The following is a 20,333-nucleotide window of genomic DNA, read 5'->3' as shown; positions in this document are numbered from 1 at the left end:
TTCGCTTTGGGCGAAATGATAAGGCCCGATACGACTGTATCGGGCCTTTTTTATCGGAGGGATCCCCTTGCTGATTAATGGAATACCGACAGAAGCAGTGTCCGCCAGAGACAGAGGGCTGGCATACGGGGACGGCCATTTCACCACCATGCTGGTGAAGCAGGGGCAGGTGATCTGGTGGCCGGCACACCTGGCAAGGTTGCAACTTGCCTGCGCCAGACTCGGATTTGCGGAGCTTCCCTGGGATACTCTGGCCGCCGAAGTGGCGCAAGTGGCAGCAGGGCAGACGCAGGCTGTCGCCAAGATAGTGCTGACCCGTGGCAGTGGGGGACGGGGCTATGACGGCGCGGGATGCAATACGCCTACCCGCATCGTCTCCCTGTCACCATACCCGGACCACTACCTTGGCTGGCAGCAAAACGGCATCGCCACCCTGGTCTGTCACCAGCAACTCGGCGATGCGCCCATGTTGGCAGGGCTCAAGACCCTGGGCCGTCTGGAACAAGTTCTGCTCAAGAGCGAACTTGCCGCACGGGGTGGGGTCGAAGGTATAGTCTTGAACAGCCGTGGATTTCTGGTAGAAGGGGTCAGCGCGAATCTGTTTTGGCGTCGTGGCAAGACGGTGTTCACACCGGATCTCACCCGCGCAGGGATAGATGGCATCATGCGCAAGCGCGTGATCATGATGCTTAAACAGATGGGCATTGAACTGCGTGTCGTGGAGGCTCCGCTGGAGTCACTGTGGCAGGCCGAAGAAGTCTGGTTGACCAATACCCTGATGGGCATAGTGCCGGTCACCAGCATTGGGGATATGCAATATCCCAGCCCGGTATTGATCCGCCGTTTACAGGAGCGTTTGGTCATTGAAGTTTAATCGGCTCTACACCCTGCTCGCGGGGGCAGCCCTGACCGTTGCCGTCGCCGGGGGTTATGTATATTACAAATGGCAGCAGGTGGAGACGCTCACCAACAAGGGGCCGACGCGCCTCTTTACCGTCGAAAAAGGCGCCCATGCGGCGCGCCTGATTGCCGAACTGGGGGAGGGGGAAACCAGCCCCTGGGCGGTGCGGCTCTGGCTGCGTGGCCACCCCGAACTGGTCGCCATCAAGTCGGGTACCTATGAGATCAAGGAAGGAGCCCCGCTCAAGGAGACCCTCTCCCTGTTTGCCTCCGGCAAGGAGTTTCATTTCAGCCTGACTTTTGTCGAGGGTTCCCGTTTCGAGGACTGGTTGAAGCAGCTCTCGAGCGCCCCTTACCTGGAGCGGCTGACCGTGGAGCAGAGCGAGACCGAGCTGGCGCAGGAGCTTGGCATCGACAACGGCAAGCTGGAAGGTTGGTTCCTGCCGGAAACCTACGCCTACACCACCCATGCCAGCGACATCTCCATCTTGCGCCGCGCCTATCAGGACATGAAGACCTTCCTGCAGGAGTGCTGGCAGACGCGGCAGGCCAATCTGCCCTACAAGACGCCCTATGAGGCGCTCATCATGGCCTCCATCATCGAGAAAGAGACGGGCCAACCGGATGAGCGGGCGCAGATCGCCTCCGTGTTCGTCAATCGGCTGCGCCTTGGCATGAAGCTGCAGACCGATCCCACCGTCATCTACGGGGTGAAGGATCGCTACGATGGCAATATTCGCCGCAGCGATCTCACCGATGTGAACCCCTACAACACCTATGTGATCGATGGCTTGCCGCCGACCCCCATCGCCATGCCGGGCAAGGCCTCCATCGAGGCGGCGCTCAACCCCAAGTCGACCGACTATCTCTATTTCGTCGCCAAGGGGGGCGGTGCCCACTATTTCTCCAAGACCCTCGATGAACACAATCGGGCGGTTCGCGAATTCATATTGAAGAAACCCTAATGTCTAAATTTATCGTGATTGAAGGACTGGAAGGGGCAGGGAAGAGCTCCGCGGTGCGCTATGTGACCGACTATCTGCATGCCCACGGCATCGACAGGATTGAGTGCACCCGTGAGCCGGGTGGCACCCCCCTGGCGGAGCGAATGCGCGCCATCGTCAAGGAGGTGCACGACGAGCGCCTCACCATAGAAGCCGAATTGCTGCTGATGTATGCCTCCCGGGTGCAACTGGTGGAGACCCGGATCAAACCGGCGCTGGCCGAGGGCATCTGGGTGGTGGGGGATCGCCACGATCTCTCTTCGCAGGCCTATCAGGGCGGTGGTCGTGGCATCGATGCCCAGCTCATCGGTGCCATCAAGCAGGCGGTGCTCGGCGACTTCAAGCCGGATCTGACCCTCTACCTCGACATCGATCCCGCCCTCGGTCTGCAACGTGCTCGCCATCGCGGCGAGCTCGACAGGATTGAGCTGGAGCAACTCAGCTTCTTTGAGCGCACCCGCGCCCGCTACCTGGAACTCGCGGCCAAGGATGACAGCATACTGGTGATCGACGCGAGCCAGACGCCGGATAGGGTCAAGGCCGCCATCGAAGCTGCACTGGACAGCACCCTATGTATCCCTGGCTGATCCCGGATTGGCAGGCCCTGAGCCAGACCGCCCAGGCCGGTCGCCTGGGCCACGCCTGGCTGCTGCTCGGGGATCCCGGCCTTGGCAAGGAGCAGCTTGCGGAACGATTGGCGCGCCTGCACCTCTGCCAGCAGCCGGATCGCGGAGAGCCCTGCGGTCACTGCCACGCCTGCCAGTTGTTCGACAAAGGCCATCATCCGGATCTCGGCACCATAAGCGCCGACAGCAAGAGCATAGGGGTCGAGGCGATTCGCGAGATCTGCGGCCGCCTGCAGAGCACCTCCCAGCTGGGGCGCGGCAAGGTGGTGATCATTCCGGACGCGGAGCGGATGACGGAGTCCGCCGCCAACGCCCTGCTGAAAACCCTGGAAGAGCCGGCCGGCGACAGTCTGCTGCTGCTGATCGCATCTCAGGTTTCCCGCCTGCTGCCCACCATCCTCAGCCGTTGTCACAAGCATGTCTGTCAGCTGCCGACGGAGGGGGAGACACTACGCTGGTTGAGTGAACAGGGTCATCAGGCCACTCAGGCCCAGGTGCGGATCTGTCAGGGGGCGCCACTTCGTGTGTTGAGCTACATCGAAGAGCAGCAGGATGGGGCCAGACGGATGCTGCTCGAGAGCTTCGTCTCCCTGTCGCAGACGCCGACCCGGGCGGCGAGTGTCTGCTCCCAGCTGGCGGAGGAGAGCCAGATCAGGTTGCACTGGTTGCAACTCTTCCTGTGCGATGCCCTCAAGACCCAGGCGGGCTGTGGTCATCACCAGCTGGCGATGCCGGATCTGGCCGCCCTCAGCGAGCAACTGGCCGAGCGCCACTCCAGCGAAAGATTGCTGGAGGCGGAGCAGCAGCTCGTCGCCCTGAAAGCCGCCTGCCAGCCGGGTCAGCTCTCCAATCCCACCATCCATCTGATGAACTGGCTCAGTCGCTGGTTATGACAAGATACAAGGTTGTCTATGTTACTCGTTGATTCCCATTGCCATCTCGACCGTCTCAGCTACGGCAGCAAGCAGATCGACATGGCCGATGTCTTGGCCAAGGCCACGAAACTGGACGTGGGATATTTTCTCTGCGTCAGCGTGACGCAGGCGCAGTTCCCGTCCATGCTGGCGGCGATCGCCCCTTATCCCCAGGTGTTTGCCTCCTGTGGTGTCCACCCGCTCAATCAGGATCCCGGTGTGGATGCCCCCTTGCTGCTGACCCAGGCGGCGGATGAGAGAGTGGTGGCCATAGGCGAAACCGGGCTCGACTACTTCTATTCGCCGGAAAACAAGGAAGTACAGCAAGCCTCCTTCCGGGAACACATCCGGGTAGCCCGGGCATTGAACAAGCCCCTCATCATCCACACCCGGGATGCCCAGCAAGACACCTTGCAGATCATGCGCGAAGAGGGGGCCGAACAGGTGGGAGGCGTGCTGCACTGTTTCACCGAATCCCTCGAGATGGCTCAGGCCGCCATGGAGATGGGCTTTTACATCTCCATCTCGGGGATAGCCACCTTCAAGAATGCTTCGGCACTGCAGGCCGTGGTCAAGGCATTGCCACTGGAGCGATTGCTGATCGAGACGGACTCTCCTTATCTTGCCCCTGTTCCTCACCGGGGGAGGGAGAACGAGCCCGCCTTCGTGCGAGACGTCGCGCAATTTATTGCCGATCTGCGGCAGATACCCTTAGCCGAATTGGCAGAGGCCACCAGCCACAATTTCTTTGAGCTATTCAAACTGGCGAAGAAATAATCATAAAGAGCCCCGACAGACGGGGCTCTTTATTTAAAATCATCAGCCTGATTACCCCCGGCAATATCAATCACCCAGCTCGTTATCTCTCACGCAATATCCGATACGGAACCATCTTCTGGAAAACATCTTCTTCGGATATAGAGTAAGTCTGCTTATTATCCCCGGGAGGCTGGAGGCATTGAATCAATACCCTATAAGTATCGATAATATTCATTATCGATACTTGATGGATCTGAAAGATCCTGTAAGATCCTCCTAAACTCCATATCGAATCATAGACTTACGTGGCCTATCCAACCATTTCACCTCCTGCTCATCAGTCACTGCAGACTGTATTCGATCCTGCGCTCAATAGCCGGGCGCGGCGTTTCCTGCGCAGCGCAAAAGCGGATTCCACCCTCAATGCCTATCAGGCCGATACCCGTATCTTCGTATTCTGGTGCCAGTTGCATGGGCTGGATCCGCTGCAAACCAGTCATCACGACATCATGAACTTTCTGGCGGATCAGGCCGACGGCATATTGGCGGACTGGGTATGGCTGGATAAAGAGGAGGGGAAGGGGGAGCTGCGCAACGGGGAGCCTCGAAAACCGGCCACCCTGGTAAGGCGGCTCGCCGGCATCCGCTATGCCTTCAAGCAGAAGGGCATTCATCCCATGCCGACCGAGCATGCGGAAATAAAGGAGATGATGCGGGGCATAGTGCGCCTCGGTGATAACCGCAAACGCAAGACGGGAGCCCTGACCCTGCAACCCCTGACCCGGGTGCTCGACGAGATAGACACCTCCACCCTGGCGGGGCTGCGGGATTTCACCTTGCTGCTCTTGATGTTCAGCGGCGCCCTGCGCCGCTCAGAAGCCGCTCGCATCGAGGTGGGCGATCTCGACTTCGTGGGGCAGGGGATCCGGCTTCGGCTCAAGCCGAGCAAGCATCAGCTCCATGAAACCGAAATCGCGCTCATTCCTGGCAAGCACTATTGCCCGGTGACCGCCCTCAGCCGCTGGTTGAAAGCAAGCCGCATAAGCCAAGGGCCGCTGTTTCGCCGCATGAACCGTTGGGGTCAGCTTATGTCTGAGCCACTCGGACCCCAGGGCATCAACCTGATGATCAAGCGGCGAACCGGCCAGGTCATCGATGATCTCTATGTCAGTGGCCACAGCCTGCGCCGAGGCTTCATCACCTCGGCGGTGACCGCGGGCAAGCCCATGAACAAGATCATCGAGGTGACACGGCACAAGGACATGCGTACCCTGCAGGAGTATTTCGACGATGCGCACAAGTTCTCCGATCATGCCCTCGCAGGCCTGTTGTAATATAACTGCGCTACGTTGTTTTTTATGTTAAATACCATCTGATTGATTTGATGATATATTTATCGCCCCCCGAAGCAGTGCCGGTGAAGCGTCAGTACCATGAAGGGAAAAGAGCCAGGCACAGGCGGCGGCTCTCACCCCTGGCAGGGGAGTGTCATTCCAGCGCCCTCCTGCCGAGCAGAGGTGAGAGATAACAAGTTCCACTCTCTTAGTTAGCAAGGTACGTATGAGCCAGGAAATGAAGATGAATGTGGCGCAAGACAATGCCGAGCGGCAACGCCAACACGTGAAACGCAAGCAGGAAACTCACAGCAGGCTGCAATGCTGGATCAGCAATCGCCACGCCGAGCGGTTGCAGGAGCTAAGTCAGCACCTGGAAGACAATCAAGCCTCCCTGATCGAGCAGGCGATCGACTTGCTCTATCAGCACGAGCTGGTGCCGCAATATGTTGAAGAGCACAGTGACCAGCACGCTCATCATGGAGAGCAATCCCGGGCGGACACCATAGATTGAGCAGAGTGAGCACATCGTGGGAATAAAAAAAGCCAGGTACGAATTCCTTGTACCTGGCATAGGGGAATTGGCTCCTTGCAGAGCCGTGCGCTAATTGATAGGCGGATTGCCTTAAGCTTAGACAAGGCGCGAGGCATTTCAAGAAGTGACTAAAAGTTCAACCAGAGTGTGGGTTTTCCAGACTCGAACAGGTGTCAGTCCTTGAAATGGCCGCCGGCATCTCACTCATTGAACAGGTTGTTGTCCCGCACCAGCTCACGGGGCAGGGCATTCTTGATGCGGCTCCCCACCCATTTCCCCATTCCAAGCGGGTGCCCCTGATAGCGGACGATCACTTCCCCCGTTCCCGGTACCAGCTCGGGCCAGACATCCCGCCCCATCATGAATTCACGCCCGTTGGCGGCATCCAGCTCGACACATCCCCGGGTGGCCAGGCTGCCGTAGGCCAGTGCCCATTCGTGGGTGAGGCGATAACCCTTCTTGAAGGTTTCCGCCAGCTTGATGCCGATGCGATCGAAGCGCAGCTTGCCCTGCACCTGCTCGAAGGCGTGGGGGAAGAGCCAGATCTCGTCATTGCGACCAAACAGCTGACCCCGCGCAGCGACCCCGAAGCTCGCCTCTATTTCTCGCAACATGGGCTCTGCCTCTTTCACCGGCAGAGGGGAGAAGGGGAACTTGCCGAGCTTGCCCGGCTTGAACATGGTGTTGGGCACTGAGTGATGCTTGCTTATCCTGGCGACGAAGAAGCCCTCGCTGTCGAAGATCTGGGGCCAGACATGCAGGTAACCCTCTGGGGTGCAGGCCTGCCCGGCACCCGGGAAGAGGTCAGCCAGGGAGTCGACGCTCAGGGCGTCGCCGAACTTGTCTTGCAGCGACTGACAAACCGCCTGGTTCTCCTGCAGGCTCAGGGTGCAGGTGGAGTAGACCAGCACGCCGCCGGGTTTGAGGGCGTGGAAGGCACTCTCCAGCAGCCCTTGCTGCACAGCGGCAATCTCCTCGATGCTCTCGAGACTCCAGTTGCGCAGGGCATCTTCATCTTTGCGCACCGTGCCTTCCCCCGAGCAGGGGGCATCGAGCAGGATGGCATCGAAGGTTTCCGGCAACCACTGGCCAAACACCTTGGCATCGAAATGGGTCATGGCCACATTGGTCACGCCACAGCGCTGGATATTGGCGCTCAGCACCTTGAGCCGGCTGCTGGAAAACTCGTTGGCAACCAGCATGCCCTGGTTGTCCATCAGGGCCGCAACCTGGGTAGTCTTTGAGCCGGGCGCAGCCGCCGCATCCAGCAGCATGCCATCGTGCTTTATCCGCTCGCTGGCAAAGAGCGCCGTCACCGGCAGCATGGAGCTCGCCTCCTGGATGTAGAAGAGGCCGCACAGGTGTTCGGCGGTGTTGCCAAGGGGCACGCTCTCGTCGGCCCGGGTCAGCCAGAAGCCGGTCTCGCACCAGGGCACGGGATCCAGCTGCCAGCCCAGTGGCGCCATGCGTGTCACGAAGTCGGGCACGGAGATCTTGAGGGTGTTGACCCGGATGCTGCGCCGCAGCGGCCGCCGACAGCTCGCAACGAACGCATCCATGGAGAGATGGGCCGGCATGATGTCCGCGATATGACGCAGGAAGTGTTCGGGAAGGTAGGTATTGTCGTGCACAGTGCCGTCTCGCTGACCCAAAAGAGGGGCGACATAGTACCACAGGGGTCGGAATATTCTGAATGGGCGATGGGCAAAACGAACAAGCCCGGCACTGGGCCGGGCTTGGGTCAACAGGTCAGGGCTGGATGCGGGGGCTCCACTCCAGCCACTCCTTCTCTGCCTTGCCATAGAGCGGGTAGCTGTGGCCCGCCTTGACGGTCGGCCCCATCTCCCGCTCCGGGGTGTTGAAGGCGATGCCGCCGGCCAGCAGGCTCTGCACGGTTTCCACCTCTATGGTGCCGCCGGTCAGGCCGATGTCGGCCTTGACCCCGGACACGTTCCAGAAGCGGCTGTTGGCGCGCACCAGGTGGGCGTATTCCTGAGCGACGTTGACCTCGATCAGCACCTCGCTGCCATCCCGTGCCAGAGTCACCCCGTTGACGCTGCCCACCACCATCTTGCGAAACAGCAGGGGGCTGCCGACGCTGATGCCGCTCACGGAGGGGCTCTTGAGGGTCAGGGCCAAGCCGATGGGGGTGCTCTGACTCAGGGGGAAGCGCTCCTTGCCCGCACCCTGGCCCGGGCTTGCCTCCACGAAGGCGCCCTTGATCAGGGTGTCGAGGTGGGAGACGCCCCCCAGCCCGAGCTTGGCCTGCACCAGGGTGTAGCGCGCGCCGCTCTGCAGGAAGCGGGCGGCGTACTGCCCATCCAGTTCGGCCCTGAAGCTCACCTGACCAAGGGCGGGATCCAGTTCAATCTGCTCCACCTTGCCGATGTCCACCCCGCGGTAACGGATGGGGCTGCCCACCCCGAGCCCGGGGTTGCTGTCGGCGGTCAGGGTCAGGGTGCGCACCTGGGTGCTGGCCTGCTCCTTGCTGTCAAACAACTGATGGCTGCTGCGGCCGGTGCCGAGCCGGTCAAATTCGATGGCCCCCCGCAGCAGGGTGGCGAGGTTGCCCATCTTGACCTGCACCCCGTCGAGCCGGATCTTGCCGTCGATGGCAGCCTTCTTCCAGAACTGGGGCTGCTGCTTGAGCAGGGGGGCGTAGACGGCGTCTATCTCCAGGGTGATCGCCACCCCGCGCTCCTCGGCTTTCAACGCCTTGACCTTGCCCGCTTCCAGCCCCAGATAGAGGACGGGGGAGCCTACGCCTATCCCGTCCGCTTGCTCGGCGCGCAGCGTCCAGCGCTCGGGTCTTGCATCACGACTGCCAAGCAGGGCCAGCTCCTGACTGGGATAGAGGCGATCGATACGCTCTCCCACGGTGGCCTGGACAAGCTTGATCCCGCCCGCCAGCCAGGCGCTCGCCGGGCTGGTCTCCACCTTGAGGCCGCTCAGATCGGCCTGGACCTGCAAGGGGGCGGCGCGATAGAAACGGGCCCGCTTCAGCAGGTGCTGATAACCCTCGTTCACCAGCAGGCTGACGCTGGCATTGCCGCCGGCATCCAGGGTCAGTGCCCCCAGCTCACCTATCTGCAACCCCTTGAACCAGAGCGGGGCTCCCTCGTTCAGGCCGGCGAGATCGTCCGCTTGCAGGGTCAGCTTGATGCCATCGCGCGGCTCCTGGCTCGCCAGCGTCATGGTGCTGACCTGTTCACCCGCCACATAGTCAAGGCGAATGGCCGGTCCGGCCAGCAGGCGATCCGCGTGCTTGACTCCGGTGGGGGAGAGGGAGACCGTCTCCCAGACCAGGCGGCTCTTGCCGGTCATTCGAAATGCCTGCTCTGGGTTGATCAGCGCCGTGACGACCCGGCCCTGCTCGGTCAGGCGAATGGGGTCTATCCTGCCAATCTCTATTCCTTCATAGAGGATGGGCATGCCATCCTTGACGGGCAGATCCCCCGCCTGGATGGTGATGCGCTCGCCACGGGCCGCCTCGGCCAGCCCTTTATAGAGGGTGAAATTGAGCCCCTTCTGTGCGACGGGCGACGCCTTGGGAGAGTCGAACGCTATGCCGCCGCTCAGTATGGAGGTGAGGCTGCCAGCCTCCACGCTGACACCGGCCAGGCTGAAGGAGCCCTTGATGCCGCTGATGTTCCAGAAGCGGGAATCCACCTTGACCAGGTGCTCGAAGCGCGGCTCTATCACCAGATCCAGGATCACATTCTGGTTGTCTTCGCCCAGGCGGGTATTGATGACGCTGCCGACCTCGAGCCCGCGGAAGTAGATCTTGGCCCCGATGCCGACCGATCCCAGGGAGTCGGCGGTCAGATGCAGGGTGCGCCCCTGGGCCTGATAGCCGGGGGGAGGGCCGTCCAGGGCATCGAACTCGTCCTCCAGCGGGTTGTTGTCCCGACCGGGTTGCAGGTTGATGTAGTTGCCGGAGACCAGGGTATCGAGACCGGAGATCTCGGTCAGCGACGCCTTGGGGCTCACCAGCCAGAAGTCGGAGCCCTTGCGGATGAGCGGGCGGGCGCGGCTGTCGACCTTGGCGAGCACGGCTATTTTGCGACCGTCCTGCGCCAGCTCCAGATCCTGGACCACCCCGATGGCCACCCCCTGATAACGCAGCTGGGTCTTGCCCGGCAAGATGCCGTTGCCCTGGGCAAAGTTGATGCGAATGAGTTGACCGCTGCTCGTCCACTGCTGGTAGATGAAACCACCCGCCAGCAAGAGGGCGATAAAGGGCAACAACCAGACTGGGGATAACCAGCGATGTTTCTCAATGACGGGTTCAGCCCCGATCATAGCGACTCCTTAAATTGGCTGTGATGCACAGCACATCCGATACAGAAAAAATGCATTAACGGGCCGCCTTGTCCCACAGCAGACGGGTGTCGAGCATCCGGGCAGACATCATGGTGAGGATCACCACGCCGGCGAAGGCAGTTGCCCCGGGCCCGGCCCGCACGTTGAGCAGCACGCCGCGATCCACCAGAGCCACCATCAGCGAGATCACGAACAGATCCAGCATGGACCAGCGGCCGATGAAATCGATGATGCGATACATGATGAGCTGACGCTTGCGCCGCACCGGCTTGCTGCGCTGCAACTGCCAGCAGATCCAGCCCAGCCCCAGTATCTTGCCGATGGGGACTATGATGCTCGCGGTCAGCACTATGGTGGCTATCCCTGACATCTTGCTGCGATAGAGCGCCATGATACCGCTGAAAATGGTATCGGACTGCAGTAATCCCTTGTTGTAGAAGTGGGTGATGGGCAAAAGGTTCGCGGGCAGCAGCATGAAGGTGGCGAGCGCCAGCAGGCCCCATGACCAGGCGAGCGAACGGGGGATCCGCATCTGCAGGGGGCTGTGGCAGCGGGGACAGCTCATGGCGCTCTGGTAGCGCACCAGCAGGCCGCAGGTGTGGCAGCGGCAGAGCCCGAGTTCACGGGCGCTGGTCGGTATCATGATCCGGCTCCTGCGAGGCGTTTTGCAGCGGGATCCGCTCCCAGTAGGGGGCGGGGTCGAAGAGAATGAGCAGCGTCATGTTGAGCAGCATCAAGATGCCGAGGCTGAGCAGACCGCCTCCCAGACGCACATCGGCGATGTCGATGAGCTTGAACAGGGCGACCAGCAGGCTGACGATGTAGACCTCCAGCATGGCCCAGTGCCGGAATACCTCCACAGCCTTGAGCGTCGGGGCCAGCAGGTGCCAGCGTTTGGCAAGGCCGGAGGCGAGCGCAAAGATGCCGAGCAGCAACCCCGCCGGCGCCAGCACGGCGCACCAGAGCACCAGGCTCGCCACCCAGAGTTCGCCCTCCTCAAACAACATCAGAATGCCTTTGAGCAGGTTGGCATCGGAGTTGACCCCGGCCAGGCGCAGGTAGAGCAGGGGTTCGAAGAAGGCGGAGGGGAGCAGCAGGAAGCCGGTGATGGTGAGGGCCATCAGCTGGGAAGGACGAAAAGCATAGCGCCCATAGAGATGCTGGTGACAGCGCGGACAATGGGCGTGACGACGCAGGGGCAGCAGCTTGCGTTCGATCAGCAAGTCACACGCCGGGCAGACGATCACGGAGTGGGGATCCGACATACGATTCAACCTGTTGAAGGAACTGATAAAATTTACCCTAAAACGCCTTCGCTGTCTTGCCGGGGCGCAACCTCTGGCCAAGAAAAGATGGCCTGGCCAACCAACTCCCAGGGCCATGGAGAGAAACACGGGACCCAGTTGCCACATAAGGGACGCCCGATAAAGCGATGGGCGCGTTGGCGGCTCCTGAGTGTTATTTGCAACACTGTATATTCATACATATACTTGCAGTCACTATCATGAGGAGGACGCCGCTATGGCCGTTGAGATCAAGTATGTTGTCGTGCGTGGGGGAGTGGAGAAGATGACCTTTGCCAGCAAGAAAGAGGCGGATGCCTATGACAAGCTGCTGGATACCGCCGATGAATTGATGACGCTGCTGGCCGGGGCACCTGTCCAGCTGACGCCAGAGCAGCAGGAGAGCCTGGCCTTTTACCTGGCCGAACAGCGGGATCTGCTGCAAAACGTGTTGCGCGGTGGCAAGGGGCAGGGGATCAGCCCCAGGGAAGACAAGCTGGACGCCGATAAGCCCAAGGGAAAATCCCTCAAGAGCGTGGCCTGACAAGGGAAGAGCGGGGCAGGGCGTCCAGCCCTGGTCTCCGCACCACAATATTCATGTAGAGTCCATTTACAGTCACTCTTGTCGCTATTTACCCCGAGAAATTTCCAACATAAGTGCATATTCATTGAATAAAAACCATATTCCATCCTGACCTGTGTCCGCCAGGATAAGCCTTGAAGGCTCATCCCCTGGCCATCTGGCATCTCCTGATGCCGATAACCCATTTATCGGCATCAGGATTGCGCGACACAGTGCCAGCCTCACTCAACAAGACTCACAAGCACCATCATGACCCATCCGTCACTGCCGCCCGCCATGCCGCTGTTCGATAATCTGCTCCATCTGGAGGCGGGCAATCCCCAGGTCAACCAGTATCTGGCCACTCTCAGTCTGGGCAGTGTCCCCGATGCCGGCCTCGTCTATGAGCTGGCCGTCGACTGGCTGCTGGAGCAGCGCCACAGCGAGAACAACTACAAGACCTACCGCAGCGAGCTGACCACCTTCCTGCATTGGTGTTTCTGCGAGGTGGCCATCAGCCCCAGGGATCTCACCAGGCGCATCATGATGCGCTATCTCGACTACTGCCAGGCTCCGCCACAGGCGCTTATCGCATACCGAAACGTGGCCCAGTTCGTGCTCGACAAGGAGTGGGGAGAGCGGTTGCCCAACCCCTTGTGGCGACCGTTTCTCGGCAAGCGGGAACTGGGCCGCGAGCTGCCATACCGCCTGAGCGAACAGGCGATGAAGACCAAGCTCGCCATACTGTCGGCCTTCTTCCAGTTCCTTATCCAGGAGGAGTACATGGATCGCAATCCGGCGCTCCTGCTGCAGCGGGTCAAGCGGCCGGACAACCAGGATGCCGGTGAAGAGGCCCAGTCCTTTACCGAATTGCAGTGGTCCTATGTGATGCAGGCCACCGAGCAGCTGGCAACCGAATGCCCGGCCCAGCATGAGCGCAGCCGGTTTCTCATCTGCCTCATGTATGCCTGTTATCTGCGTATCTCCGAGGTGGCGGCCAGACCGGGCTTCAGCCCCGTCATGAGCCAGTTTCGCCGCGACAGCAAGACCGGCGTCTGGGGCTATGACATACCCCGTAGCAAGGGCGGCAAACGCCGCACCGTGGCCGTCTCCCAGGCGCTGCTGGATGCATTGGCACGCTATCGCACCTTTCTTGGGCTCTCGCCGCTGCCAGCCCCGGGCGAACAGGCGCCGCTCTTCGTGCGCCACAGGGCGGCGGCCCATGGCCGGGAGCAAGGCGAGCTCAACGCCAACCTGGGGATCCGCCAACTGCGGGATCTGGTGATGGCGGTCTTCGAGCAGGCCGCCAACCTGGCCGAACAGGATGGTTTTGACCAGGACGCCGCCGAGATGCGCACCCTGACGCCGCACTCCATCCGCCATACCGGCATCACCCACGACATCAATCTGCATGGCCGGCCGCTGTCACACGTGCAAGCCGACGCAGGACACGACAGCATAGATACCACATCCAAATACCTGCACACCGGCAACAGCGAACGCCACGAGAGTGCGCAACAAAAGCCCTTAGACAGGTTAAACATCAAGTGAGAGATAACAATTGAAAATAATAACGACTACTGAAATACCCACTTGCATCCATTGTGTATTTTTAAAACAGCATGTGTTTCATTAAGGTCTCATACAAGCTGAGGCTGTTATGTTGTACCTCTCTGTGATGTCAGTCGGTTCAGGGAACAACGGGGCGGCATGGAAAGAGTGCATTGTCATCAGCGGGTCAGGCATCCCTTATTTGCCGCCAGCAACAGAGAACACAATCAACATAATAACTTGCTGAAATACCGAGACTAATCCTATGCCGATGGACATCATCAAAAAAACCTACAAAATAGTCGGGCAGGGCGATCTGATGGCCCAATTTACCTTGATCCCCTCTGGGACATTGAATATCTGGTTTCCTGAAACAGGATTGCAGATGGAAGCTCCCTGCAACCAGCTTCGCTTTGAGAATGCCACCCTGCTTTATGCCAATGGCATGCACTATAGCCAAGAGAGGGCATTTTGGTCACTCACCCTGCATGCTGTCGATATGGATGAACTGAAAATACTCATCAAAGATATATGTAAAAGCACGAGGAAACAGCAGCAGTCGACCACGCTCCCTAAACGCAAATGGTGGTTGGCCGCCTAAATAACACCGACATATGTAAAAAGAGAAGGGAGTCAGGATTTAACATGCTGACTCCCTTTTTTTAATAGTGGACTCTTGTCTCAAAATGGGACATTTGTGGTTTCAGAATATCGACTAAGGGGAGGGCGTATGTCTGATCATTGGGATGACTACTTCGACCAGGAAAAGGCACCGCCTGACTTTCTGGTTGAGCGAGCAGATGTTGTGGGCGAGGGGGCTTTGGCGGATCAGTTGGCCAAGTTGGTCGACCTCTACATTGCCAAACAACAGGGAAACCGGATGGCCGGTCTTGCTGATTTGGGGGAGGATCTTCTTAAGCTGGCCGAGACTGGCATTCGTGATGGTTCATCGTCATGCGTTGGATTGGTGAAGTAATTGTGCCGCAGAGCCGGCTGAATAAAGCCTTGTTATCTCTCATGATGATGCCGATAAATGGGGTTATCGGCATCTCCACCTACTTGCGATCTACTTTTCTCACGTTCACCATATGAAGCTCATCAGGAAGGAGCTCAAGGATATGGCAACCAAATCCCCAAAAAGGCAGCTGCGAGCGAGAAACAAAGCCAAGGCGGCACGAGTCAAAAAACAGCAAGAAATTGAGCGCAACGGACGGGCTAACACGCCACTGTATGATTGGGTTCATGTCAAAGAACCACTGCTCAGTTTTTTTGAAACATTACCTGCGCCTGCGCAAGATGATGACTTCAGTTATCTAGTTCCGATCGTTGACTATTCAGTATCTCGACTCATCGACCAAGATGGTGATCCAGATGACCTAATCGATGACGTAACAATGCTTGCTGCAACTTATATAAACATGAAGGTCTATGGCAGTGGTGGATTCACTCTTGAGCACCAACATGAGCTTTTCGTAAGCATGTTGGTGAACCCCAAGTTCATGGACGTTTTGCGCATGCGCCTCAAGCATCTTCAAGACTTGACTCTAGAACAGACCTGACCGACCTAACGGAGAAACCATGACCCCTGAAGCAAATGCTTGTGAGCCGCTGCGTCAGTTGCTTGAGCTGGCCATGACAGACATCGAACAAGGCCGGACTTATAGCCTGGATGAAGCTTTATCGATGTTGGCTTCCCAACGTAAAGATGCTGATAACCACGACCACGCCTGATGCATCCGTCATTGCGCATAATGCATATTATGTTAAATGACATATGCTTGTTTCCTGTTACCGCCAATTGAACTGTGTATAATGGAAACAATTGATCCTATCCCCGACCGGATGTCTTAAGTGGCTGAATTAACATCAGAACAATTAAAACCCGCTTTCACTATTGAGCAGTTCCCTACGCTCAGCGAGCTTGAACCCATCCCTTTTGCCGCCCTGCAACCCAGAGCCATTTCCGGCATCAAGCGACTGGCCAGTTTTGATGGTGACTGCCCGGTCATGCTGCTCAACGGCTTTCCGGGTGCGGATTATGAGAGTGTCTGCCAGACCTTGATAGCCTCTTCCAATGGCAAGGATGGCGATCTGTTCGATCTCTGCTACACCGAAAACCTCAACAACCCGTTCAAGCCTATCTGGCTGCGTCTGCAACCCGGTACCGGGTTTGAATTCTGCGAGATGGTTGGCGAGCTGCTCAAGCTGATGAGCCATCATCTGGATGCCGAACGCCTGGTCACTCGCATCATCCGCAAGCAGGAAAATGATCCCAAGATCGTGGACTTTCTCTCCGATCTGGCGGCGCACGTAGCCCAGGGACTCGAATTCCAGCACCCGGTGCTCATCAACCTGCTGATCCATCACGAAGAGCAGAAAGCTCCCGTCATCTATGGCCGGGACTTGAACTGGGACACCCTGTTTGGCTCCATCAACTACCAGACGGAGCAAGGCTCCGTCTATGCCAACCAGCACTTGCTGGAGCCGGGCCTGCTGCGGGAAGCCAACGGCGGCTACCTCATCTTGCAACTCGACGAGCTGCTCGATCAGCCCCATCTCTGGTTCAAGCTCAAGAACGCCATGCAAAAAGGCGAGCTGGACTGGAATGCCTATCAGGAAGGCAAGACCCTGACCCCCTTCTTCACCCCAGAGGCCACGCCTATCCGGTTCAAACTGATCCTGGTGGGAGACCGGCTGGATGTGGCCGAGTTCCAGATGCTGGACAGAGACATGTCCGAGCGCATCTTCCTGCGCGCCGATCTGGTGTCCGAGGTGAACATCGAAGAGGACTTGCCCGAGTTCCTGCAATACCTGGCCTGGCTGCGGCTGCGCTGGAACCTGCTGGACTTCACTCCGGGTGCCCTCCTCGCCCTGTGTCGCCATGCCAGCCGTCTCTGTGACCATCAGGAGTGGCTCTCCCTTTCGGAGGTGCAACTCAGCGCCATCATGCGCATGGCCGACAGCCTGGCCCGCGAGCTGGAGGCCGAGAAGGTGACCGACGAGCACATACTGCTCGCCCTGGAGGAGCAAGATTACCGCCTCAACTACCTGGTGGAGCAATCCGATCAGGGGGTCATCGATGGCCAGATCCTGCTGCAGACCGACGGTGAAGAGGTCGGCCAGATCAACGGCCTCTCCGTCATCCAGGTGGCCGGTCATCCCTATGACTTCGGTGAACCGGTTCGATTGACCGCCACAGTACACCTGGGGGATGGCGACGTGGCCGACATCGAGCGCAAGGCAGAGCTCGCAGGCCACATTCATGCCAAGGCGATGATGATCATCCACGGCTATCTCTCCAACAAGTTCGGTGCAGAGAACCCCTCGCCCCTCTCGGCAAACCTGGTGTTCGAGCAGTCCTATCACGAGATTGATGGCGACAGCGCTTCTCTGACCGGTCTGTGCGCCCTTCTCTCTGCCCTCGCCCGCCAACCCATCTCCCAGCGCTTCGCGGTGACGGGCGCTGTCGATCAGTTCGGCAACGTGCAGGCTGTGGGTGGCGTCAACGAGAAGATCGAAGGCTTCTTCCGGGTGTGCAAGATCCACGGCATCACCGGCAAGCAAGGCATCATTCTGCCCGGTACCAACGCCCAGCAGCTCAACCTCTCCGATGAGGTGATTGCCGCCGTGGAAGCGGGCCAGTTCCATATCCACCCGGTAGATCATGTGGAAGAGGCCATCGAATTGCTGACCGGCTGTGTGGCCGGCGAGCCTGACATGCCGGATACCCTGTTTGGCCGGATCCAGGACAGACTGGATGAACTCAATGGCACAGCCCCCAAGAGTGGTGTGCTGCGCAACCTGCTGGGCCGTCTATTCGGCCTCTAAATAAAGTGATCGGAGTTGTTTAGCGAACAACTGTAAGCTAAATTGGCCCGGCTTTGACCCATATGAAGGATAAACAGCGTGACCCTAGATAACGACACCACTAATACCCACCTCTCCCTGTGTGAACAAGGTAAAGAGTCGTTTACCCGTGAAGAGCTGCTTGCCTGCAGCCGTGGCGAATTATTTGGTGAGGGTAACAGCCAGCTGCCCGCCCCCAACATGCTGATGATGGATCGCATCGTCAAGATCACTGACAACGGTGGTGAACACGGCAAAGGCGAAATCCTGGCCGAACTCGATATCACCCCGGATCTCTGGTTCTTCGACTGCCATTTCCCTGGCGACCCCGTCATGCCGGGCTGTCTGGGGCTCGATGCCATGTGGCAGCTGGTCGGTTTCTTCCTGGGCTGGAAAGGCGGCCCCGGCAAGGGACGCGCTCTGGGCGTGGGTGAGGTGAAATTCACCGGCCAGATCCTGCCGACTGCCAAGAAAGTGACCTACAAGATCACCTTCAAGCGCGTCATCAACCGCAAGCTGGTGATGGGCATTGCCGACGGCGTGGTCGAGGTGGATGGTCGTCCTATCTACAGCGCGACCGACCTGAAAGTGGGCCTGTTCAAAGACACCACCGCATTCTGATCTGCTCTGACCCGGTCAGAGAGTGACAACGTAAAGGGGCCGCCATGGCCCCTTTCCTTTTTGCAATGAGTGATGAAGTCTCGGTTACTTCATGAAGAGGCCTGAGCCTCGCCCCTCCATGGCGTCGCGCCAACCACCAAGCCAGTGCCCTCTGGCATCCAGGCATTGGTACGGACACGCTTCTTTCTGTTTGCCGACTACGCCAGCCTGATAACCACGAGCACGAGCTCTTTCCAGACGGTCCCGTTTCTGTCTCTTCATCATCTACGACCCTCTTCGTGGAACAAAAAAGCGACCAAGTTTTCACCGGGTCGCTTTCATCTTTACCCCAGGGGGGAAGCAGGGTCAAACAAAAAATTCCATGCTATTCAGACGTTGTGACACAAGATACTGAACTGCATTAATTTTTGATGACACATTTTTTATCGCTGGTAACGGCGTAGCCAGGCGAAGGGCAAGGCCAGCAGAGTCAACCAGAACAGGCTGCCACCACCACCATCTTCACCATCCTGACCGGTCTGGTTGTTGACCGGGGCGTTACTCACCACATATTCAGCGGGCTTGTTGCCCTGATAGTCCGCCACGGCCGGCTTCAGCTTGACGGCGACCACGGTTGCGTTGGTGCGCAGGTTCAGATCGCTCTCGCTGTTGTAGCGATAGGCGGTGGCGGCTATGGTGCCATCACTGCTGATGCCGCTGGCGTAGGCGATGTGGTAATACTTGCCATGCTGGGCACACTGCTTGGCACCGGCATCATCCAGACCACAGATCAGGTCGTTCAGGTACCAATTGTTGCTCGGGGACGCCGCATTGAGCAGGAAGGCTTCCTGCATGCGGTTGGTGCCGTTGGCCACAGGCTGGGTCTGATGGCGGGAGTCACGCCAGCCGACCACCATGTTGTGATCGTTGATGGCTGCGCCCTCTGAGCCGGAGCCGGAGAGCGGCTTGTCCTGCAAGGGGATGGTTGCCGCCGAACTCGGATTGTTCAGATTGAACAGGAACATCTCGGTCGGTCGGTTCTGACCCTTGTTGATGCTGTAACGCTGGTTGCCGATCACATAGCCATTCTCGTTGACAGACACGGCCCAGCTATTTTGCAGCACACTGTCATCCTTGCCCGGCTCGCCATCGGGCAGCGGGATGATCTTGGTGGTCCCCACGGTGCCGGCATCGAGGTCCAGGGTCCAGTAGCTGGCCAGATTGCGGCCGTCGAGATTTCCCGACCCTACCTCACCGGTGGAGCTGTAGCCCACGCCGTACAGGGTGCCATTGAACTTAGCGACACCGAATGCAGACGCGGTCTGCAGCACTTCGTCGCGCTGACGGCCATAGTCGGGGGCTTGTATCAGCTTGTTGAGACCACCCGAGCCATCGAGCAGCCAGAAGCTGGCCTGAGTATCGACCCCGGGGCAGTAACGGAAGTCACCATACTCATCGTCATTGCCGGCGAAACACCAGTTATAGAAGTCACCGCCCACGTTGTGGCGGTACTTGCCGCTGGCGGCAGTCCCGGTCACCAGGTACTGATCGTTGTCCAGCTTCTTGATGCTGGTCGGGACGCTCAGGCTGTGGGTGCCGGCGGCATCTTTCAGCTCAACCGGGTTGCCGTCATTGACGATGGCAAAGGCGGTGCGCAGCTTGCCGTCCATCTTGTAACCCGCGCGATCGGTCGGGGCATCCCCCAGCGCCGTTACCAGACCATCGGTCTGGTTGGTGGTGACATAGCCGAGGCCACTGCGCTGATCGACACCATCGAGGAAATCGCGGCGCCACTGGTAGGCAAAGCCCGGATTCTCGTCCCAGAAGGAGTCACAGACGGAGCTTGAAAGGAAGCAACCCTGCTCGAAGCGGAAACGATCGACCAGGAAGTCGGCAGAGCGCACGGTCGAGAAGTACTCGGCCATGTTGTTCTTGGTGTTGATCCCGATGAGTCCGCTGCCATCGGCACTGATCCCGCTGGCATATCCTTTGACTTCGTCATCGACAATGGTGAAGAAGGAGCTTTGTGCCGCCTGCGCGCTGAGGCTGGCGCCGACCAGGATGGCCAGCATGGATAATTGCTTTTTCATCTACTT

The 20,333-nt window shown here is 58.9% G+C and carries 21 protein-coding genes; 15 read left to right on the top strand and 6 right to left on the bottom strand.

Annotated features, from left to right (window positions below; translation table 11 throughout):
- Positions 1-67: 67 nt before the first annotated feature.
- The 7 genes from pabC to ACB030_RS03305 all read left to right on the top strand — a co-directional run bounded on the left by pabC (position 68) and on the right by ACB030_RS03305 (position 6,051).
- Positions 68-874, top strand: a complete 807-nt coding sequence (pabC, locus tag ACB030_RS03335; protein ID WP_371158004.1) for an aminodeoxychorismate lyase — start codon at positions 68-70, stop codon at positions 872-874.
- The gene (gene mltG / locus ACB030_RS03330) at positions 864-1,865 is read left to right on the top strand and encodes an endolytic transglycosylase MltG (RefSeq protein WP_371158002.1); all 1,002 of its coding nucleotides are present in this window, start codon (positions 864-866) and stop codon (positions 1,863-1,865) included. The genes pabC and mltG overlap by 11 nt, the downstream gene beginning before the upstream one ends.
- Complete coding sequence (gene tmk / locus ACB030_RS03325; RefSeq protein ID WP_371158000.1) at positions 1,865-2,491, top strand: dTMP kinase; 627 nt, start codon at positions 1,865-1,867, stop codon at positions 2,489-2,491. The genes mltG and tmk overlap by 1 nt, the downstream gene beginning before the upstream one ends.
- A complete protein-coding gene (holB, locus tag ACB030_RS03320; RefSeq protein WP_371157998.1) occupies positions 2,476-3,423 on the top strand; it encodes a DNA polymerase III subunit delta' in 948 nt (315 codons plus the stop codon). Before tmk ends, holB begins: the two co-directional genes overlap by 16 nt.
- An 18-nt stretch (positions 3,424-3,441) precedes the next feature.
- Positions 3,442-4,221, top strand: a complete 780-nt coding sequence (locus ACB030_RS03315) for a TatD family hydrolase (protein ID WP_371157996.1) — start codon at positions 3,442-3,444, stop codon at positions 4,219-4,221.
- 287 nt (positions 4,222-4,508) lie between these two features.
- A complete protein-coding gene (locus tag ACB030_RS03310; protein WP_371157994.1) occupies positions 4,509-5,537 on the top strand; it encodes a tyrosine-type recombinase/integrase in 1,029 nt (342 codons plus the stop codon).
- A gap of 226 nt (positions 5,538-5,763) precedes the next feature.
- On the top strand, positions 5,764-6,051 hold the full coding sequence (locus tag ACB030_RS03305; RefSeq protein ID WP_371157992.1) for a RepB family protein: 288 nt from the start codon (positions 5,764-5,766) through the stop codon (positions 6,049-6,051).
- Between the two features lie 221 nt (positions 6,052-6,272).
- Here ACB030_RS03305 and rsmF read toward each other — a convergent pair whose 3' ends face one another.
- The 4 genes from rsmF to ACB030_RS03285 form a co-directional block, all read right to left on the bottom strand.
- Entirely contained in the window at positions 6,273-7,703 is a 1,431-nt protein-coding gene (gene rsmF / locus ACB030_RS03300) for a 16S rRNA (cytosine(1407)-C(5))-methyltransferase RsmF (protein ID WP_371157990.1), read from the bottom strand.
- 118 nt (positions 7,704-7,821) lie between these two features.
- Positions 7,822-10,374, bottom strand: coding sequence for an MlaD family protein (locus tag ACB030_RS03295; protein ID WP_371157988.1), 2,553 nt, complete (start codon positions 10,372-10,374; stop codon positions 7,822-7,824).
- A gap of 55 nt (positions 10,375-10,429) precedes the next feature.
- The gene (locus tag ACB030_RS03290; RefSeq protein WP_025326992.1) at positions 10,430-11,038 is read right to left on the bottom strand and encodes a paraquat-inducible protein A; all 609 of its coding nucleotides are present in this window, start codon (positions 11,036-11,038) and stop codon (positions 10,430-10,432) included.
- Complete coding sequence (locus ACB030_RS03285) at positions 11,016-11,660, bottom strand: paraquat-inducible protein A (protein WP_371157986.1); 645 nt, start codon at positions 11,658-11,660, stop codon at positions 11,016-11,018. The genes ACB030_RS03290 and ACB030_RS03285 overlap by 23 nt, the downstream gene beginning before the upstream one ends.
- A gap of 256 nt (positions 11,661-11,916) precedes the next feature.
- On the opposite strand from ACB030_RS03285, the gene ACB030_RS03280 reads away from it, so the two are divergent.
- The 8 genes from ACB030_RS03280 (at position 11,917) to fabA (ending at position 18,258) form a co-directional block, all read left to right on the top strand.
- Positions 11,917-12,222, top strand: coding sequence for a YebG family protein (locus ACB030_RS03280; protein ID WP_371157984.1), 306 nt, complete (start codon positions 11,917-11,919; stop codon positions 12,220-12,222).
- A 288-nt stretch (positions 12,223-12,510) separates the two neighbouring features.
- The gene (locus ACB030_RS03275; RefSeq protein WP_371157982.1) at positions 12,511-13,791 is read left to right on the top strand and encodes a tyrosine-type recombinase/integrase; all 1,281 of its coding nucleotides are present in this window, start codon (positions 12,511-12,513) and stop codon (positions 13,789-13,791) included.
- A gap of 265 nt (positions 13,792-14,056) precedes the next feature.
- The gene (locus ACB030_RS03270) at positions 14,057-14,392 is read left to right on the top strand and encodes a hypothetical protein (RefSeq protein WP_371157980.1); all 336 of its coding nucleotides are present in this window, start codon (positions 14,057-14,059) and stop codon (positions 14,390-14,392) included.
- 129 nt (positions 14,393-14,521) lie between these two features.
- The gene (locus ACB030_RS03265) at positions 14,522-14,767 is read left to right on the top strand and encodes a hypothetical protein (protein ID WP_371157978.1); all 246 of its coding nucleotides are present in this window, start codon (positions 14,522-14,524) and stop codon (positions 14,765-14,767) included.
- Positions 14,768-14,909: 142 nt separating this feature from the next.
- A complete protein-coding gene (locus ACB030_RS03260; protein ID WP_371157976.1) occupies positions 14,910-15,350 on the top strand; it encodes a hypothetical protein in 441 nt (146 codons plus the stop codon).
- Between the two features lie 19 nt (positions 15,351-15,369).
- Positions 15,370-15,522, top strand: coding sequence for a hypothetical protein (locus ACB030_RS03255; RefSeq protein WP_371157974.1), 153 nt, complete (start codon positions 15,370-15,372; stop codon positions 15,520-15,522).
- A gap of 120 nt (positions 15,523-15,642) precedes the next feature.
- On the top strand, positions 15,643-17,619 hold the full coding sequence (locus ACB030_RS03250; protein ID WP_371157972.1) for a Lon protease family protein: 1,977 nt from the start codon (positions 15,643-15,645) through the stop codon (positions 17,617-17,619).
- A gap of 78 nt (positions 17,620-17,697) precedes the next feature.
- On the top strand, positions 17,698-18,258 hold the full coding sequence (gene fabA / locus ACB030_RS03245; RefSeq protein ID WP_106886764.1) for a 3-hydroxyacyl-[acyl-carrier-protein] dehydratase FabA: 561 nt from the start codon (positions 17,698-17,700) through the stop codon (positions 18,256-18,258).
- A gap of 84 nt (positions 18,259-18,342) precedes the next feature.
- Here the strand turns inward: fabA and rmf are convergent, their stop codons facing one another.
- Both rmf and ACB030_RS03235 read right to left on the bottom strand, forming a co-directional pair.
- Positions 18,343-18,522: a ribosome modulation factor gene (rmf, locus tag ACB030_RS03240; RefSeq protein WP_005315693.1), complete on the bottom strand. Its 180-nt coding sequence runs from the start codon at positions 18,520-18,522 to the stop codon at positions 18,343-18,345.
- A 158-nt stretch (positions 18,523-18,680) separates the two neighbouring features.
- Positions 18,681-20,327 carry a DUF3466 family protein gene (locus ACB030_RS03235; protein ID WP_371157971.1) on the bottom strand — a complete coding sequence of 549 codons (1,647 nt, stop codon included), beginning with the start codon at positions 20,325-20,327 and terminating at the stop codon, positions 18,681-18,683.
- Between the last annotated feature and the right edge of the window lie 6 nt (positions 20,328-20,333).

Origin of the sequence: Aeromonas sp. S16(2024), from assembly GCF_041403065.1 — a bacterium.
Taxonomy (GTDB): Bacteria; Pseudomonadota; Gammaproteobacteria; order Enterobacterales; family Aeromonadaceae; genus Aeromonas.
The sequence above is the reverse complement of the archived record's forward strand: the minus strand, read 5'-3'. Positions and strand labels throughout refer to the sequence as shown.